General features: G+C 64.0%; 16 protein-coding genes and 1 pseudogene. 6 read left to right on the forward strand and 11 right to left on the reverse strand.

What is annotated here, in order from left to right; translation table 11 throughout:
- Window positions 1-46: 46 nt before the first annotated feature.
- From U5805_RS22045 to U5805_RS22065, 5 genes are all read right to left on the reverse strand, one after another.
- Window positions 47-1,450, reverse strand: a complete 1,404-nt coding sequence (locus U5805_RS22045) for an MFS transporter (RefSeq protein WP_322105620.1) — start codon at window positions 1,448-1,450, stop codon at window positions 47-49.
- 194 nt (window positions 1,451-1,644) lie between these two features.
- Window positions 1,645-2,424, reverse strand: a complete 780-nt coding sequence (locus U5805_RS22050; protein WP_322105621.1) for a phosphocholine cytidylyltransferase family protein — start codon at window positions 2,422-2,424, stop codon at window positions 1,645-1,647.
- A gap of 26 nt (window positions 2,425-2,450) precedes the next feature.
- Entirely contained in the window at window positions 2,451-3,461 is a 1,011-nt protein-coding gene (locus tag U5805_RS22055) for a flippase-like domain-containing protein (RefSeq protein ID WP_322105622.1), read from the reverse strand.
- On the reverse strand, window positions 3,458-4,246 hold the full coding sequence (locus U5805_RS22060) for a 2OG-Fe(II) oxygenase (protein WP_322105623.1): 789 nt from the start codon (window positions 4,244-4,246) through the stop codon (window positions 3,458-3,460). The genes U5805_RS22055 and U5805_RS22060 overlap by 4 nt, the downstream gene beginning before the upstream one ends.
- Window positions 4,243-4,944 carry a CDP-alcohol phosphatidyltransferase family protein gene (locus U5805_RS22065; protein ID WP_322105666.1) on the reverse strand — a complete coding sequence of 234 codons (702 nt, stop codon included), beginning with the start codon at window positions 4,942-4,944 and terminating at the stop codon, window positions 4,243-4,245. Before U5805_RS22065 ends, U5805_RS22060 begins: the two co-directional genes overlap by 4 nt.
- A 197-nt stretch (window positions 4,945-5,141) precedes the next feature.
- Here U5805_RS22065 and U5805_RS22070 point away from each other — a divergent pair, with 197 nt between their 5' ends.
- Window positions 5,142-5,576, forward strand: a complete 435-nt coding sequence (locus U5805_RS22070; RefSeq protein ID WP_322105624.1) for a hypothetical protein — start codon at window positions 5,142-5,144, stop codon at window positions 5,574-5,576.
- A gap of 9 nt (window positions 5,577-5,585) precedes the next feature.
- On the opposite strand, the gene U5805_RS22075 is transcribed toward U5805_RS22070, so the two are convergent.
- Window positions 5,586-6,101: a hypothetical protein gene (locus tag U5805_RS22075; protein ID WP_322105625.1), complete on the reverse strand. Its 516-nt coding sequence runs from the start codon at window positions 6,099-6,101 to the stop codon at window positions 5,586-5,588.
- Window positions 6,102-6,711: 610 nt separating this feature from the next.
- Window positions 6,712-6,840 (reverse strand): annotated as a pseudogene (locus U5805_RS31860) (porin); the annotation flags it as partial.
- 540 nt (window positions 6,841-7,380) lie between these two features.
- Between U5805_RS31860 and U5805_RS22085 the strand changes: the two are divergent.
- Entirely contained in the window at window positions 7,381-7,767 is a 387-nt protein-coding gene (locus U5805_RS22085; protein ID WP_322105626.1) for a sugar ABC transporter ATPase, read from the forward strand.
- Between the two features lie 132 nt (window positions 7,768-7,899).
- Window positions 7,900-8,406, forward strand: a complete 507-nt coding sequence (locus U5805_RS22090) for a metal-dependent hydrolase (RefSeq protein WP_322105627.1) — start codon at window positions 7,900-7,902, stop codon at window positions 8,404-8,406.
- A gap of 225 nt (window positions 8,407-8,631) precedes the next feature.
- Here U5805_RS22090 and U5805_RS22095 read toward each other — a convergent pair whose 3' ends face one another.
- Both U5805_RS22095 and U5805_RS22100 read right to left on the reverse strand, forming a co-directional pair.
- The gene (locus U5805_RS22095; RefSeq protein WP_322105628.1) at window positions 8,632-9,174 is read right to left on the reverse strand and encodes a hypothetical protein; all 543 of its coding nucleotides are present in this window, start codon (window positions 9,172-9,174) and stop codon (window positions 8,632-8,634) included.
- 380 nt (window positions 9,175-9,554) lie between these two features.
- Window positions 9,555-9,758 (reverse strand): DUF6900 domain-containing protein, encoded by a 204-nt coding sequence (locus U5805_RS22100; RefSeq protein WP_322105629.1) that lies wholly within the window; start codon window positions 9,756-9,758, stop codon window positions 9,555-9,557.
- 342 nt (window positions 9,759-10,100) lie between these two features.
- On the opposite strand from U5805_RS22100, the gene U5805_RS22105 reads away from it, so the two are divergent.
- Window positions 10,101-10,775, forward strand: coding sequence for an XRE family transcriptional regulator (locus U5805_RS22105; protein ID WP_322105630.1), 675 nt, complete (start codon window positions 10,101-10,103; stop codon window positions 10,773-10,775).
- A gap of 2 nt (window positions 10,776-10,777) precedes the next feature.
- Here the strand turns inward: U5805_RS22105 and pcaQ are convergent, their stop codons facing one another.
- Window positions 10,778-11,800, reverse strand: coding sequence for a pca operon transcription factor PcaQ (gene pcaQ / locus U5805_RS22110; RefSeq protein ID WP_322105631.1), 1,023 nt, complete (start codon window positions 11,798-11,800; stop codon window positions 10,778-10,780).
- 149 nt (window positions 11,801-11,949) lie between these two features.
- Between pcaQ and pcaH the strand changes: the two genes are divergently transcribed.
- The gene (gene pcaH, locus U5805_RS22115; protein ID WP_322105632.1) at window positions 11,950-12,654 is read left to right on the forward strand and encodes a protocatechuate 3,4-dioxygenase subunit beta; all 705 of its coding nucleotides are present in this window, start codon (window positions 11,950-11,952) and stop codon (window positions 12,652-12,654) included.
- A 3-nt stretch (window positions 12,655-12,657) separates the two neighbouring features.
- Entirely contained in the window at window positions 12,658-13,245 is a 588-nt protein-coding gene (gene pcaG / locus U5805_RS22120) for a protocatechuate 3,4-dioxygenase subunit alpha (protein ID WP_322105633.1), read from the forward strand.
- A gap of 175 nt (window positions 13,246-13,420) precedes the next feature.
- On the opposite strand, the gene U5805_RS22125 is transcribed toward pcaG, so the two are convergent.
- Window positions 13,421-13,999, reverse strand: coding sequence for an NnrU family protein (locus tag U5805_RS22125; protein ID WP_322105634.1), 579 nt, complete (start codon window positions 13,997-13,999; stop codon window positions 13,421-13,423).
- Window positions 14,000-14,359 lie beyond the last annotated feature (360 nt).

A 14,359-nucleotide genomic window follows, 5' to 3' on the forward strand; every position in this document is an offset into this window, starting at 1 on the left:
GCGGATACCGCCGCCGCGTGCGCTCGCGGCTGCGGCTGCGGCTGCGTCAAGCCTTGCCGCGGCGCCCGCGCGCGATTTCGTCGCCGGCATTGGCGGGCAGGCGCATCGTCACGGGAATCGACGCGACCGAAAACAGCCCGACCACGAGGAACGCCGGCCAGAAGTCGGACCAGACGATGGTGGCGTGCCCTTGCAGCCGATGCGAAATTTGCAGCACGATGCCCGCGATCGTCACGCCCAAGCCGAGCGAAACCTGCTGGATCACGCTCGCCACGCTCGTGGCGCGGCCGATGTCGCGCGTGGGAATGTCGGCGTAAGCGAGCGAATTGAGGCCCGTGAACTGAAGCGACGGAAAGAGGCCGCCCGCCAGCACGATGAGCCAGATGAGCCACACCGGCATGCCCGGCGAAAACGCGCCGCAAATGGCGATGGCGCCGCCCGCGAACAGCGCGTTGACGATCAGCGTATGGCGAAAGCCGAAGCGCCCGAGCACGCGCGACACGATCGCCTTCATGAAGATCGAGCCGAACGCCGACGCGCAGGTGATCGCGCCCGAGGCGAACGCCGTCATGCCGAGCCCTTCCTGCAACGCGAGCGGCAGCAGGAACGGCACCGCGCCCAGCCCGATGCGAAACAGCGAGCCGCCCGCCACGCTCGCGTTGAAACTCGGAATGCGCAGGAACCTGAGGTCGAGCACGGGGCGTTCGACGCGTTGCGCATAAAACCAGTAAGCGATCAGCAAGAGCGCGCCCGTCAGGCACATCGTGGCCGCGTTCGCGTTGGACACAAGCTCGCCGCCCACGAGCGAAAGCCCGAGCATGAACAGCGACGCGCCGCCCGCCGAAAGCACGAAGCCGATCCAGTCAAGCCGCCCCGGATGCTCCTCGTGCATGTTCGCGATATGCCGGTTGGCGAGCCAGATGCCGAGCACGCCGATCGGGATATTGACGAAGAAGATGAGCCGCCAGTGCAGATACGTGGTGATGAAGCCGCCCAGCGGCGGCCCGACCACGGGCCCGAGCAGCGCGGGCACGGTCAGATAGTTGACGGCGCGAATGAAGTCCGACTTCGGCAGCGAGCGGAAGATGATGATGCGCCCGACCGGCACCATCATCGCGCCGCCGATGCCTTGCACGAAGCGCGCGAGCACGAACATTTCGAGCGAGCGCGAAGCCGCGCACAAGAGCGAGCCTGCCATGAAGATGCCGATGGCCGTGCGGAACACGTTGCGCGAGCCGAAACGGTCCGCCACCCAGCCGCAGATCGGAATGAACACGCCCAGGCCGATCACGTAACTCGTGACGGCAAGTTTGAGCGTAATGGGGTCCTGGCCGAGATCGCGGGCCAGCGCGGGCAGCGAAGTGACGATGACCGTTGCGTCCACGTTCTCCATGAACATCGAGCACGCAACGATGAGCGGAACGATGAAGGCGCCGAGGGCAAGAGGCATGGGCAGGAACGACGATCAGCGCGGCTGAAGGCGTAAAGCCGCCATTATGGCACCCTGTTGCGGATAACGCATTTTCGGCAACAGATGAAGCGAAACGCCGCCGCGCCCTGCCCCGCGCCCGCGCATGAAAAAAGCCGCGAAATCCCGTGGAATTCGCGGCTTTTTCAGAGCGATGACGACGCGACGCCCGGCGCTTATTCCGCCGTCTGGCTCACGCGGCTCACGACCGGACGCAATTGCGGCAGCACCTGTTCGGCGGCGCGCGTGACGTCGTTCGGGAAGTCGATCTCGATCCACGGCGCACCCGTGACGTCGGCCGTTTCGAACTCGTTGCCGCGTTCGAGCAGCAGGTCGCGCAGCGCTTCCTCGTGCGGCAGGTTCGCGCGGCCCGAATCGACATAACCCGCGACGATCTCCGCGAAGCGGCGCGCCGTGGCTTCGTTCAGGCGGAAGAAACCCACCGATTCACCGATCGTGTCGTACTGCAAGCCAACCGCGAGCTGCTTGCGCAGTTCGACGGGCACGCCGTCGCGCAGGCAAAGCTTCACGGGCTCGTCGCCGGCTTCGAAGTCGCGGTCGATCAGCAAGCGGTTCGCGGGCGCCTCGCCCGCCACCAGCGGCGCGAACACGCGTTCGTCATAGAGCACGTCGGCGTCCATCAGCAGCACGTCGCCGCCACGCACCATTGCTTCGGCCGTGCGATGCACCGTGAGCACGCTGCCCAGATCAAAGCGCGGATTCATCACCACTTCGACCTTGTACGGCCAGTTGATGCGCTTGAGTTCGGCTTCGACAAGCTCAGGCTGGAACCCGAGCGCGAGCACGACCTCCGTGACGCCCGCCGCTTCCAGCAGTTGCAGATGGCGTTCGAGCAGCGTCACGCCCTCGAATTGCAGCAGACATTTCGGAAACTGTTCTCCAGCGCGTTGCTGAAGGCGCAGGCCGAGGCCTGCCGCGAGAATGATGGCGCGCATGCGCAAGCTTTCCTTGGGAAATGAAGTCAATCGGCGATTTCGACAGCGGGCACGCGCAGGGCGCGCCGGCGTTGCCAGCGACGTTCGCTGAAATGCAGGTACAGCAGGCCCGGCAAGCCGAGCACGAGTTCGCGCGCGCGCTTGGCGAGCGAAAGCGCGAGCGCCGCCTCGGGCGGCAGACCGACGAGCGGCGCGAGCAGCAGATAACCGCCCTCCTGCACGCCGAGCGAGCCCGGAATCGCGAAGGCGGCGCCGCGAATGGCCTGGCCGATGCTTTCGAGCAGCAGCGCGTCGACCCAGCCCACGGGATGACCGAGGAAACGCAGCGCGAGCCACACTTCGGCCGTGCCCGCGAGCCAGCCCGCGAGACTCAGCACGAAGCTCGCGGCGGCGCGGCCGCGTTCCTGGTAGAGCGATTTGACGGAAGCGTCGATGGCGTCGGCGCGCGTGGCGAGCGCGGACCAGTCGCGCTTGGCGAAAAGTTTCTGCGCGACACGCAGCAGCCGCCCGAACAACCCGCGACGCTGCGCGACGTAGAACAGCGCAATCATGGCGCCGAGCACGAGCGTGGCGATGGCCGCCGCAAGACCGAGATCGCGCGGCGCGCCGTTCGCCGCGTAGGCGGAAAAAAGCGCGATGCCGAACACGGCGAACACGATTTGCGCGACCGCCTGCAAAGTGGTGCTGACGGTGATGGCCGCCGCCGCGTCGCGCATCGCCATGCCGCGCTGCGCAAGCTGGCGCACCATCGCCACCGGGCCGCCGATCTGACCGGCCGGCAGCAGACTGTTGACGGCCTCGCCGCTCCAGCGCGCCAGCAGCGCGTGACGTTGATCGAGGCGCTCGCCCTTGCGAAACAGCACGGCGATCGCGCCGGCGTCCAGTGCGAGCGGCACGACGTGAAATGCCGCCACCAGCGCGAGGCCCCAGCCCGCGACCGCGAGCGTGCCCGTCACCGAGCCGAAGCCCTGCCACGCGAGCAAGGCGACAAAAAGCGCCGTGCCGATAGAGAGCAACAGAATGGCGGCGCGACTCACCCCTTCGCTCCCAGCGCCTTGCGGAACACCTGGCGGAAACCGAAGTACGCAACCGCGTCCTTCATGTTGGAGATGAACCGGCGCCACGGGCGCATGTTCGGGTTCGTCACGTATTCGAGCGTGAGCGAGACGCGCATTTCGCCTTCGAGGCTGGGCGTCACGCGATGGCGCAGCTTGTCGCCGTCGAACACGATGAGCGCGCCGGGCGGATACTGCACCGAGCCGGGCACGTCGGCCTTGCCCGGGTCTTTGGTATGCAATTCGTAGTCGAGCTTGCACGACGATTCGTCGATCACGCCGAGCAGCACCGTGTAGCGGCGGCCGTCGTAATACGACGTGTCGTAGTGCCAGCCGATATGGTCTCCCGCGCGCATGTAGTAATAGAGCGCGTAGGCGTGCGGATCGTCTTGCGGCGAAAGCTGGAGCCGGTCGCCGGTGATCTTTTCCAGCCAGGCGATCAGTTGCGGCGAGCGATACAGTTCGGCGATATACGGCGCAAGGCGGTCGATGGTGTGACGGCTCACGCTGCCGCCCGCCTTGTGGCCGGGCAGGTAATTGCGATTGACTTCGGGCACCAGCGCGTTGGCCGCGTCGATCAACTGCTGCGTGGCGTCGGCGGGCAAAAAGTCGGAGAGATACAGGAACGAGCCCTGATTTTGATACTCGCTACGCAGCTTGCCCGTATCGAGCGGGCTGATCGCGCGCGCCACCGCGCCTTCGGCGTCGCCTTTCGCGGCGGCCGTTGCGGACATTAAAGCGTGTTGTTCTTCTGTTTGCACATTCATCGGCTAATCCACACCTGACTGGTTTCCTTGCCGGGGCGCGCGCGGCGCGTCACCCGCCGGTAATCGAGCACGACCCAGGCCGCGAACAGCGGCGCCCCGATCGACGCCGCGATGATGAACGGCGAGACAACGCCCGTCAGCGTGACAAGAGGTAGCAGATACAACACGTCCTCGGTCTCGAAACCGCCGACGAACGCTTGCTGCGTGCCCGCCTTGCCGGCCATTTCCTCGATGCGCATGCGCAGGTAGAAGATCACCGCAACCGCGACGCCCGCAACGGCGCCGAGCACCGCCGGCGGCACGCGCCATTCGGCGCCTGTTCCCGCAACCTGCACGCCTAGGCCATAGCCCATGCCGAAGAAGAGGCCGATGGTGGTGAGCGCGTCGGCGGCAAGATCGTAAAAATGACCGATACGGCTCGTCTTGCCGCTGATGCGCGCCAGTTCGCCGTCCGTGTGATCGACGAAATTCGACAATACGATCAGAAACGCGCCGATATTGGCATGCGCAAAACCGCCGTGAGCCAGATAACATGCGCCGGCAATGCCGATCAGCAGCCGCAGCGTGGTGAGGTGGTTCGGGCTAATGCGGGTGGGGACGAGCGGAGTCACGAGCCAGCGCGCGGCACGGCCGTCCCACGTGCGCGGCAACGGCACGGATCGCGGGGCCGCTTTTTCGGGTTGGTCTTTTCCAGTCATAACCGGGAAATAATATACGGCTTCTGGAAAACTTGCAGATTTTCCAGCATTTTTAAGAAAAGCTTTCGGCACTATTTGCCGCGACGCAGCAGGCGAAAACGGCGGAACGCGCGTAGAGTGCTCGCTTTGCATCGACTTACAAAAAAGCGCTGCCGGACTCCGGCACCCAGCGCACGCACTTTTCGCCCTGAAACTCGATGAAACGGTCTTCTTTCGCCGCCCTTCTGCTTTTTGCATCGCCGCTTTTTGCTTCGCACGCGCACGCCGCGGCGCTCGACGAAGCCCTCACCTGCAAGGAAAACGCGCATGCGTTCATTTCCGACCTCATCGACCGGAAGCTGATCGACGCCAACCCCATGCGCGTGGAAAGCAACTCGATCAACGCGTTCTGGCCCGCGCACGGTCAGAAGATGACGGCTTACGGCTTCAGCGTGTTCGCGATCGTCGGGTTCCAGCAGGACGATCCGCTCTTTCGTACCGGCGACGGCAAGCCGATCGCGCCCTCGGCCTACGGCGCCGTGGTGGTCGGCACGCAAAGCCGGGTGCAGGCGGCGCTCACGGCGGCGGGCAACAACGCCATCGTTCATCATGCAGGTCCGCTGCTGACGGCCATCTTCTGCCAGCAGGACTAGCCAGACGGCTTACTCCACGCGCCCGAAACCGCCTTCGGCCCACGCCTGCGCGCGCGCCTTCGTCAGCTTGAAGTTCGGTGCGACGCGCACCTGCGCGATGCGCTCGCCGAACGCGTCGAGCGCGCTGAGCAGCGCATAGGGTTCATACTCGTCCGGAACGATATCGAGCGTCACTTCCACGTCGCCCTCGCCGGTTTCCACGCTCATGCGCTTGTGCAGTTGCGCGTGAAGCTGCTGCTCATGGCGGCGCAGCACTTCCGACGCGGTTTTCACGAGCGTATTGAACGCGGAGGTATCGAGCGGCTTCGGATTCTTCTTGTCGCGCCCCATGGTCCACGGGCCGACCAGCGCGGGTTCGGGCTCGCCGTCCTTGATCATGGCGACGGCCCAGCCGTCGTCGTCCTCGTTCTTGATGACGCGCGCGGTCCAGCCGTCCTTATGCCACAGACGCGGCTCCTGAATCACCTCGGCGTCGTCGGGTGAAAAGTCGGCGGCCGGGTCGGTTGCGGGCGAAGAGTCGGTCATGGCGGGTTCCATCGGTTCTTGCGGGTGCCCGTGAACGGGCAAACCGGTGATTTTACCCGTGTCGCGGCGCGCACCGGCCGCGTCCGCGCTTTGCGCGCTCGAACGCGTCCTCTCGCAAAATCCTTGTGCCGCGAGGTCCGATTTTATCGTTGCTAATTCTGGAAGAGAGTTTTTCGCACTGACGGATTATCGCGATGCTTATTCGTCGACGGTAAAAAAAACGCGGCCCGCAAGCCGCGTAAAAACAGATGAAAAAGACCGCCCTTGGTCGAGGGCTAAGCGTATTTTAATGCCGCCGCGCCCGCCGGTTCAAACCATAATCTGGAACAGTACCTTTCGGAAAACGGCGCGATGCGCGCTTGAAAAAGCGTAGCGAATTGCGCTATAGCCCGCCCAGCGAGGCTTTGATGCAGCGGCACGAGCAAGCAACGAACAGGCGTGCTGTCACACTTTGGCACACCTTTTAATTAATTTTAAAATCGTCTTTTCGGCGGAAAATTACGATTATTAATGACGATAACGAAAATTAAAACGATGCGTCATTGCGATTGCCGGAGCAAATTGTTTATCCGCGAGATCTACACGTCACTTGAATCAATGATCACGAGCCGTACGACGCACCGAAGCTCCACGCGCGCCTGTTCGCGAAACCATTGGCGCCATTGCTGAAACCGTAGACGCCGCCGAACTGAAAGCACGAGTCATTCACGCTCGCGTCCTTGGCGCCGTTCTTTCTTGATCGAATACGTCTGGGCGAGGTTGTCGTTGCCATCGGCGAGAGGTAACCGACCATCGAATCGGGCACCGTCACGGGCAACGGCAACAATAGCCCGAAGTGGCACACAATCGTGCTCGGCAGCAACTACGCGTTCAGCACGCGTCGGGCAACCTCGGTTGTGGCGATGGCGGCGCGGGCATCTCGAACGTCGCGGCCATCAACATGCTCTCGCCTTCGTCGACGAACAACCACATCGCGGCGACGGTCGGCCTACGGCACCGCTTCCAACTCGCGACCGCCTGGAAAGTTCGCGGCTTCGAATCGGCTTTCGAATGCGGCTTTCAATTGACGAGCATTCCGTCGATTCGAACCCCGGCAGGCGGCACGGTGCCACCGCCGCCGTTCCCTTTGAGTAACGCGCGCGCATCATGAGTGCGTATGTTTTTCTCTTTATACGATCGGCAACGTCGCGCGATATTAACCGCCCTGTTGCATCTTTTTACGTCTGCATGAACCGCGGACGCGCATAGCGTGCGTATACTCGTCGGCACATTTCGTCGCATGCCGTCCGTATCTGTCACGCCGCTCATGAAAAACTTCACGCAACGTTTTCTCGCTCTCGCGTCTCTCGCCCCGCTCGCACTCGTCGCCGCTTGCGGATCGTCGCCGCCTTCGGCTTCGAATGGCGAAACCATGATTTACGCGTCGTCGGCGCGCTCGGCGTCTTCGATCGCAAGCTGCCTCGAAGACCGCCTGCCGCGCGTGCGCACCGCGCGCGAGGGCGAAACCACACGCATGAGCGTGGGCTCGAGTTCGAACGCGTCGTACTTCGTCACGCTCACGCCGAGCGGTTACGGCGCGGTGATTCGCGTGGTACACGGCGCGGCCGAATCGAGCGATCCGCCCGAAGAAGCCATGCGCTTCGCCATCGCCCGCTGCACGACCTGACGCCGGCACACGCGGCGTGCAACGCTCGATGTTCGCGCGCCGCGTGAAGAAACGCATGTCGCCCCTGTCATAACGGCGACACATCTGCGAAGATTGCGCCCCCTCGACTTTCGTCTTCGCATCCTTCGCTTCATGGCCTCAGGCACCGCACATCACGCGACCGGTTGGGCGGCCGGCGTCATCGCCGCCGCCATCGTCACGCATCTGGGCGTCGACGGCCCGTGGCATCTCTATGCCGCCCTCGCCTTCGTGGCGGGCGTGGCGGGCGGTTCGGCGCCGGACTGGCTCGAAGTCGCGTGGTGGCGCAAGAAGCGGCGTCTCTGGGTCACGCATCGCACGCTCACGCATTGGGGCATCGGCTGGATCGCGCTGCTCTGGTGGTCGTATCGCCAACTCGGGCATCTTCCTCTGGCCGCGCCCGCGTTCGGTTTCGCGTGCGGCGGCGTGATCCATTTGCTTGCGGATTGGCCGAATCCGCTCGGCGTGCCGTGGGTCTTGCAGCGGCATTCGCTCAACTGGTGGCGCAGCGGGCGCTGCGATCTGATCGTGGTTGCCGCTTCCTGGATCGCGGCGTGGTTTTTCGCCGTGCATGGCGTGCCGCACGAGTGGTCGATCGACACGTGGTGCCGGTTCGTTTGAGCGCCGATTGAACCCGCCGCGAGCGTTGCGAATCGAACGTCGATTTCGAACGGCACTCGCACTCGAATCGTAATTAATCAGGTATCCGAAGCAATCGAATCGAGCGAAAACGATGAAACGGCGGCGCTGCCGTTTCATCGCAATGGGTGTTCAATAGGTGCGCGATAGGTGCGCGATTGGTTCGATAGATGCGCGCCAGGTGCCGATGTTGGCGCGCAAGCCGCGTTAGTGCCAGTCGCCCTGGCGATTCGATCCGCCTGCGCCGTTTCCGCGCCCGCCGCGATTGTCCTGCTGGGCGCGCGCGTTGCCGTTCCAGCCGCCGCCGTTCGAGGCGCGCCAGCTCGGAACGGAGCCGCCGTTCGCGGTTTGCTGCTGGCCCGGTGCCCGGCCCGGCGCCGGGCCTTGCGGCTGACCGGCTTGCGGACGCGGACCGCCGCCATAACCGCCTTGCGGCGCGGGGCGTCCGTGGCCATCGTCGTGCTGCCAGCGGCCGTCCGGGCGCGGCGGACGATCGCGTGAATCGCGGTGGCCGCCGACCACGCCGATATCGACAACGCCATACGCCGGCGCATAAACCGGCGCCGCGCCGTAAACGGGATAAGCAGGCTGCCCCGCGTAACCCTGGTCGTAATAGCCGGGCTGCGAGCCCGACTGCGCGTAACCTTGATCGTAATAACCCTGGCTGTAGTAGCCGTTGCCCGGACCCGGCCCGACCACGCAGCCCGCGAGCGAGCCGAGCGCGGCGACCGCCAGCAATCGTTTCAGCATGTTGAATTTCCCGTTCACTACGTAATCGCCGCCGTTCGCCGTCCAGCCGGCGCGCAACGACCTGTTTCGCCGGCATCTTACTGCAAGCTTGCTGACGGCGTTGAAGTTTGCGAACTTGCCGAATAGCGACGTGCCGCACGGCAATCGTCAATCGTCAATCGTCAATCGACCGATGAAAGAGCCGGAATCGTCGCACGGTGCGAATGCGCATGCCAGCAATGCAAAGCGCCGATTAACAAATCGACGGCAATACAGAGTCACGCTAATTAGTGCGGAAATGTTTTATATCGTTTAACGCTGGAAAACTCGCGCGAAAATAAAAAACGGCTTCCCCTGGAAGCCGCTGTGTTAATCGCTTCATACGCTACTTCATGCGTTAATCAGAGATGATGAACGCACTCCGCGCGGCCAATTCGATGACCGACGAGCAGACCGGCGTCATACGCCGACTCCAGCGCGCGGCCCACGTCGTCGGCGCTCAAGAGGTGAAGATCCACGGTGGGCTTGCCCGTCAGTTCGAAATTCTCGATGCCAAGGGTTCGTCGAGAAATCGCCAACAACAACTCAAGTCGCTCGTCATGCATTTTGTTCTCCCAGCTTGATCCACATCATTCGAGAACAATGATAAATATCAAAAGCTTGTGCGACGCGTGACGGACGGACGCACATCGAGGCTCTACTCCAATTTTCCTTGATTTAAAAGTTTAAAAACCGTCAAATTCTATCGCGATCAATCTTTAAATATCTTTAAATTTAATCGCTTGATTATCATCAATCAAGTTGCGCGACGACAAACCCCGCTTTCGAGCAGGCTCGCGCGCGGACCTGGCCGTTCGGCCAGGGTTTCCTACGCGCAACGCTTTGATATGATCGGAAACAATATGCGCGGCGGGAGCTGCGCCCGAGCCCGTTTTCCCTCGCCGCCCATGGACACCACGCTTTCCGCTTCCGCCAGCTCAGCGACCGCCGACCTCGGGCGACGCGTTCGCGCCGCGCGCGTCGCGCAAGACTTGACGCTCGACACGGCCAGCCGCCTGTGCGGCGTCTCGCGCTCCACGCTGTCGAAAGTCGAAAACGGGCTGATGTCGCCCACGTTCGACGTGTTGCAGAAGATAGTCGGCGGCTTGCGCATCGACCTTGCGGAATTGTTCGGCACCACGCCCAAGCTCAACGCGAGCGGCCGTCGCGCGCTCACGCGCAGCGGCGCCGGTCAGCGCCACGCGTATCGCGGCTATCAGATGGAACTGCTCGCCACCGACCTCGCGCACAAGGCCATGCTGCCGTTCCGTATCCGCATTACGGCGCACTCGCTCGACGCGTTCGACGACTGGGGGCGCCACGAGGGCGAGGAATTCCTTTACGTAATCAGCGGCAGCGTTTGCCTGTATTCGGAGCTGTACGCGCCCACGCAACTCGAACCCGGCGACAGCCTGTATTTCGACAGCCGCACGGGCCACGCCGCCATTTCCACGAGCGAGGCTGACGCCGAAGTGCTGTGGATGGCCACCGGCGGAAACGTGCCCCCGTACAGCGCGGCCGGCGTGGAACCGCCTGCCGTATCGAAGTTGCCGCGCGCGAAATCCAGGCTTTCGACGCGGTAGTTTCAGCCGGAAGGTTCGGCGCGGCGCTTTTTCGTCGATGCAGCCGAACCCGCGCCCCCCGCACGCCGCACTTTCGAACCCGCCGCCGCGTCCGGCACGCTTTCGCGCTCGCACGCCGCACGCCGTACCGCCTCGATCAGCGCACGGCCAACGGGCGCCGGTTGCGTGTCGGTGCGCTGAATCAGGCCGACCGGCTCCTCGCCGCCCGCCGCCGGCAGAGGCAAACGCACGAGCGTGCCGCGCCGCAAGTCGTATTCGACAGCGCCGGCGGGCACGAACCACACCGCGTCGTTTTCCAGCGCCAGCGCGCGCCCGACCGACACCGAAAGCAACTCCACGAACGCCGAAAGCGGCAGCGCGCCCCAAGCGGCCAGCAAGCTGTCGGCGGCCTGACGAATCAGCGTGCCGAACGGCGGCAACACGAGCGGATAGGTCGCGAGTTGCGCCGGCAATCCCGCGCCCTGCGCGAGCGGATGCCCCGCGCGCACGACCACGGTTAGCGGCTCGTTGTACAACTGCTCGAAACTCAAGCCCACCATGCGCTCGGGATCGGCAACGCGGCCGATCGCAAAGCTGATCGCGCCGGTTTTCAGGCGTTCGAGCAATTCGGTGTTGGCCGCCGTCACGAGCCGCACGCTCACGCGCGGCCATTCGGGCGCGAAATGACGCAAGGCGGCGGGCAGCAGCGCCGTCGCCACGGTCGGCAGCACGCCGATATCGAGCGTCGCGGTCACGGCGCCTTCATCGCGCGCGAGCAGGGCCACGCCCTGACGCAACGCGCTCACACATGCGCTCGCGTGCGGCATGAAAAGCTGGCCTTCTCGCGTTGGCACCGCGCCGTGCCGGCCGCGCTCGAACAGGCGCACGCCCAGAATCTGCTCGAGTTCGGCGATCGTTTTCGACACTGCGGGCTGCGTGACCGAAAGGCTTTCGGCCGCCTGCTGCACGCTGCCGATCTGCGCGACGGCCAGAAAGCATTGGAGATGGCGAAACTTCACGCGAGCGTCGGCAAGCCGGTTTTGCATAACGATCCGTTATACGAGATACGAGAAAACGTCATTTTGCATAACTTTTCGCTTTGGATAAAGTGACTGCGTCGGCTCGCCGCGCTCCCTGCCACGCAGACCGCTTTCCGCGCCGCGCTTTTCCCCACAATTCATCAGGAGACAACCCCATGGACGAGTCCATCCTGTCGCCGCGCGACTTCGACTCGCACCCCGCGTACGTGCATCCACCGTACCGGTCGTCGGTCAAACGCGGCCCCACGCTGCCGCTCATTCCGCTCAGGGAAAAACTGCGCAACCAGCACGCGCCGGTGTACGGCACCGACGACCTCGGCAAGCTCGACAACGACCTCACACGCAACGCGGCCGTCAACGGCGAACCGCTCGGCGAGCGCATCATCGTGACGGGCCGTGTGCTCGACGAAGGCGGCAGGCCGGTGCGCAACACGCTCGTCGAAATCTGGCAGGCGAACGCCGCCGGGCGCTATGTCCACAAGGTCGACCAGCACGACGCGCCGCTCGACCCGAACTTCCTCGGCGCGGGCCGCACGATCACCGACAGCGACGGCCGCTATCGCTTCCTGACGATCAAGCCGGGCGCGTACCCGTGGGGCAATCACCCGAACGCCTGGCGCCCGAACCACATCCACTTCTCGCTGTTCGGCGACTACTTCGGCTCGCGGCTCGTCACGCAGATGTATTTCCCCGGCGACCCGCTGCTCGCGTTCGACCCGATCTTCCAGGGCACGCCCGAGGACGCGCGCGACCGCATGATCTCGCGCTTTTCGCTCGACATCACCGAGGAAAGCTACGCGCTCGGCTACGAATTCGACATCGTGCTGCGCGGCCCGAACCAAACCCCCACGGAGCGTTGAACCATGGCACTCAAGGAAACGCCCTCGCAAACCGTCGGCCCGTATTTCGCCTACGGGCTTTGCCCGCAGCAATACAACTTCGACTTCAAGAGCCTGTTTACGCCCGACGTCGTGGAGCCGGAAGCCGAAGGCGAGCACATCACGCTGATGGGCCGCGTGTTCGACGGCGACGGCAAGGCCGTGTTCGACGCGATGCTCGAATTCTCGCAAGTCGATGCCAACGGCCGCTTCCCGGCCTCTCGCGAGGACATCGCGCAAAGCGGTTTTCGCGGCTTCGCGCGCGTGGGCACCGGCACCGACCCGCATGAGCGCTTTGTCGTGCGCACCGTCAAGCCCGGCCGCGAGAATGCCGGCGAAGCGCCGCACATCAACGTGATCGTGATGATGCGAGGCATGCTCACGCACGCCTTCACGCGCATCTATTTCGATGACGAAGCGGCCGCCAACGCCGAGGACGCGGTGCTGTGCGCCGTGCCCGCCGGGCGCCGCGAGACGCTCGTCGCGCGCCGCAGCGAGCAGAACGGCAACGTGATCTACACGTTCGACATCCACATGCAGGGCGCACGCGAAACGGTGTTCTTCGACGTTTGAATTCGCGAGCGTGGCCGCGCCGGGCCGTTCATTGCGCTGAACTTTCACACGGCTTTCATGAACGTGCCCTAAGATCGCCTTGCTGCGATCTGATCGCGGAACTCCGAGCTGTACCTTGCGAAGCCTGCCTTGCCGCAGGCTTTTTTTCGCTGAATCCGGCAACGTCTACCGAATATCAGCCGAGCGGGCGCACGCCGATCAACAAGCCGTGCAGCCAGAACGCGAACACGGCCCACGCCACCAGCCCGATCACGACGACAATCGCATCGCGCGACGCCCGCCCGGGCGGATACACGACCCCCGCTTCGCGATCGCGGCGGTTTTCCACGCGCAATTCCGCGAGCGCCCACACGAGGAACACGAGAAACAGCACGACGTCGTTGAGCGTGCCGTTGGCGAGCAGATGCGCGAAGGCCCAGAGCGCCACGCCGCTCACGAACGGCTGGCCGAGCGCGCGTTTGAAGTGATTGCCGGGCACATAAGCGGCCACGATCATGATGAAGGCGACGGCGGTGAGCAGCGCGGTCACGTGCGCCATCCAGAACGGCGGTGCCCACAGCGGCACCGGATAGCGCCGCGACAGGCCATAGCCATACACGACGAGCACAATGCCGATGATCGACAGCAGCGCGAACGCGCCGCGCCACGCTTGCGGCCCGAGGCGCTCGATCTGCGCCGCACGCCAGCGCGGCGCGGCGACCCGTATCGAATGCACGCCGATGAAAATCACGAGGCCCAGCACGAGCAAACCCATCGCAACCTCCTGCCGCAGCAAGCATGGAATGGGCGAGATTGTCGCGCAGCTTTTTCGTGCGGCCAACCGTTGAAATCAAAAAGCCTGACTAATCCGCGCAATGGCATTGCCGGACGCGCATAGGCGCATAGCAATACCCGCGAACGCGACACGCGAATGTCGGCAAAAAAGCAGCGTAAATCGGGGCAAGCAGGGCGCACGCCCGAGATAACGAAGCGCAATTAATACCGGCTTCGCACCGAAAGGCAATTTAAATCCGCGCTGAAAAAATGCAATGCGCGGAGCAATAACGGCATAAGCGGCGGCAGGTGCCGCGCACCGTCGAATCAATACGCCAGGCACAATACCGGCGCGGCCGGG

Origin of the sequence: Paraburkholderia sp. J41 (assembly GCF_905220235.1) — a bacterium.
Taxonomy (GTDB): domain Bacteria; phylum Pseudomonadota; class Gammaproteobacteria; order Burkholderiales; family Burkholderiaceae; genus Paraburkholderia.

Bases quoted from the DNA above. Each gene is read 5' to 3' on its own strand.
- U5805_RS22065 (WP_322105666.1), bottom strand. From the start codon at position 4,944: ATGACTGGAAAAGACCAACCCGAAAAAGCGGCCCCGCGATCCGTGCCG.
- U5805_RS22105 (WP_322105630.1), top strand. From the start codon at position 10,101: ATGGACACCACGCTTTCCGCTTCCGCCAGCTCAGCGACCGCCGACCTC.
- U5805_RS22085 (WP_322105626.1), top strand. From the start codon at position 7,381: ATGCCGTCCGTATCTGTCACGCCGCTCATGAAAAACTTCACGCAACGT.
- U5805_RS22050 (WP_322105621.1), bottom strand. From the start codon at position 2,424: ATGCGCGCCATCATTCTCGCGGCAGGCCTCGGCCTGCGCCTTCAGCAA.
- U5805_RS22075 (WP_322105625.1), bottom strand. From the start codon at position 6,101: ATGACCGACTCTTCGCCCGCAACCGACCCGGCCGCCGACTTTTCACCC.
- U5805_RS22095 (WP_322105628.1), bottom strand. From the start codon at position 9,174: ATGCTGAAACGATTGCTGGCGGTCGCCGCGCTCGGCTCGCTCGCGGGC.
- U5805_RS22060 (WP_322105623.1), bottom strand. From the start codon at position 4,246: ATGAATGTGCAAACAGAAGAACAACACGCTTTAATGTCCGCAACGGCC.
- U5805_RS22045 (WP_322105620.1), bottom strand. From the start codon at position 1,450: ATGCCTCTTGCCCTCGGCGCCTTCATCGTTCCGCTCATCGTTGCGTGC.
- U5805_RS22125 (WP_322105634.1), bottom strand. From the start codon at position 13,999: ATGGGTTTGCTCGTGCTGGGCCTCGTGATTTTCATCGGCGTGCATTCG.
- U5805_RS22100 (WP_322105629.1), bottom strand. From the start codon at position 9,758: ATGCATGACGAGCGACTTGAGTTGTTGTTGGCGATTTCTCGACGAACC.
- U5805_RS22070 (WP_322105624.1), top strand. From the start codon at position 5,142: ATGAAACGGTCTTCTTTCGCCGCCCTTCTGCTTTTTGCATCGCCGCTT.
- pcaQ (WP_322105631.1), bottom strand. From the start codon at position 11,800: ATGCAAAACCGGCTTGCCGACGCTCGCGTGAAGTTTCGCCATCTCCAA.
- pcaH (WP_322105632.1), top strand. From the start codon at position 11,950: ATGGACGAGTCCATCCTGTCGCCGCGCGACTTCGACTCGCACCCCGCG.
- pcaG (WP_322105633.1), top strand. From the start codon at position 12,658: ATGGCACTCAAGGAAACGCCCTCGCAAACCGTCGGCCCGTATTTCGCC.
- U5805_RS22090 (WP_322105627.1), top strand. From the start codon at position 7,900: ATGGCCTCAGGCACCGCACATCACGCGACCGGTTGGGCGGCCGGCGTC.